The sequence below is a fragment of the Burkholderia sp. Ac-20392 genome (genome assembly GCF_017104585.1).
Taxonomy (GTDB): domain Bacteria; phylum Pseudomonadota; class Gammaproteobacteria; order Burkholderiales; family Burkholderiaceae; genus Burkholderia; species Burkholderia lata.
The window spans coordinates 1-1,652 of sequence record NZ_JAAGPB010000930.1; the positions used below are offsets into that span (position 1 = coordinate 1).

The 1,652-nt window shown below is 66.0% G+C and carries 3 protein-coding genes and 1 pseudogene; 1 reads left to right on the forward strand and 3 read right to left on the reverse strand.

Translation table 11 applies throughout. From position 1 onward, the window contains the following. A partial coding sequence (locus G3N99_RS39785) for a dihydrodipicolinate synthase family protein (RefSeq protein ID WP_206125141.1) occupies positions 1–601 on the forward strand: 601 nt, incomplete at its 5' end. Between the two features lie 21 nt (positions 602–622). On the opposite strand, the gene G3N99_RS39790 is transcribed toward G3N99_RS39785, so the two are convergent. The 3 genes and pseudogenes from G3N99_RS39790 to G3N99_RS39800 all read right to left on the reverse strand — a co-directional run. Then, entirely contained in the window at positions 623–1,003 is a 381-nt protein-coding gene (locus tag G3N99_RS39790; RefSeq protein WP_174988741.1) for a type II toxin-antitoxin system VapC family toxin, read from the reverse strand. Continuing rightward, positions 1,003–1,230, reverse strand: coding sequence for a prevent-host-death protein (locus G3N99_RS39795; RefSeq protein ID WP_039346445.1), 228 nt, complete (start codon positions 1,228–1,230; stop codon positions 1,003–1,005). The genes G3N99_RS39790 and G3N99_RS39795 overlap by 1 nt, the downstream gene beginning before the upstream one ends. Positions 1,231–1,326: 96 nt before the next feature. Next, positions 1,327–1,554: pseudogene (locus G3N99_RS39800) on the reverse strand (LysR family transcriptional regulator); the annotation flags it as partial. Between the last annotated feature and the right edge of the window lie 98 nt (positions 1,555–1,652).

Genomic DNA, 1,652 nt, shown 5'->3' on the forward strand with positions numbered 1-1,652 from the left:
TGACGGGCTGCTCGTCACGCCGCCCGTCTACGTGCGGCCGACCCAGGAAGGCATCCGCCGCCACGTCGAGGCAATCGTCGATGCGGCCGACCTGCCGGTGCTCGTCTACAACATCCCGTACCGCACCGGTGTGAACGTCGAACTGGAGACACTGCAGGCGCTCGCGCGCGACCCGCGGGTTGCGGGCATCAAGGAATGCGGGGGGACACTCGACCGGATGAGCCGGCTCGTGCACGACACGCCGCTCGCGATCCTGTCCGGCGACGACAACCAGAACTTCGCGGCGATGTGCGCCGGTGCGCACGGCGCGATCGCTAGCAGCGCGCACGTGCTGCCCGAATGGCATGTGCGCATCCACGCGCTGCTGCGCGACGGCCGGCTCGCCGATGCGCGGCGCCTGTCGGTCGCGCTGCAGCCGCTCGTCGCGGCGCTGTTCGCGGAGCCGAACCCGGCGCCGGTGAAGGCCGTGCTGGCCGCGCAAGGGTGGTGCGAGGACGGTTTGCGACTGCCGTTCGTGCCGGCGAGTGAAGGGTTGAGGGAGCGGCTGGCGGCCATTTGTGCGGAGCTGGAAACGTCCACGCAAGCTGTTGCGGCCGCATAGGATTTCGCTTCCGAAACTCTTTCAGACTGTCAGGATTCGAGACGCGCCATACTGCGCGAGGTGGCTGTCTGCCGTGACGAGCAGCAGCGGTTCACACCACGCTTGCGCGACGAGCAACCGGTCGAACGGGTCGCCATGATGATGTGGCAGATGGCGCACGGCAGCGCCGTGCGTAGCCCTGACCGGTAGCTCGCGATACTTGCTCGTCTTGATCTCACCGACGAGCAGATCCACGTCGACGTCCAGCTTTCCCTTCCCGGCTTTGATCGCCATCTCCCAGATGCTCGCGCTGCTGACGAACACGGCATCGGCGCAGGTGATCAGCCTACGCGCACGCACGCTCAGTTTCGGATCATCACCCCACATCCACAGGAAGATGTGTGTATCGACCAGCAACCGCATTACTTCCCTTCGAACTCGGCCAACTCTTCGGCAGAGAGGGGCGCATCGAAGTCGTCGGCCATCCATATCTGCCCCTTGAGGGCGCCGAACCGATGGATGGGTTCAAGCGGCACCAGCCGGACCGACTGTTTGCCGTCCTGCGCAATCACGACGCGTTCGCCCGCGATCGCGGCATCGAGCAGCCGCTGCAGATCGAGCGCGGCTTCGGGGACAGTGGCAACTTGCATGATGGGCTCCATTGAGTGAGCCACCATTGTCACGACCTTCGCTCCGTTCCTCCAATAGGCCGATTGTCCAGCCAACCGCCTACGTGTCGATCGATATCACGCCGCCAGCGCCACCCCCGCCCCCTCCGTCGCATCCCGCACCGCCTGCGTCACGATCCGCGCGAGCCGATCGACGGTCGGCGTCGCCGACGACGTGCGCCGCAGCAAAATCAGCGGCAAACTCGGCAGTGCCGGCAGCCCGCACGAGGCCGCATCGAGCACGCGCACCGACGCGGGCAGCCCGTACTGCGAGCGCACCGTCAGCCCGAGGCCGGCCGCCGCCGCGGGATCGGCAGAGCGTCGGGTAGGGAAAGAGTGTATACCTCGGTGTAGATCTTCGTGTGCTCCGTATCAGTACAGTATATCAGCAGTCACTGTGCGTT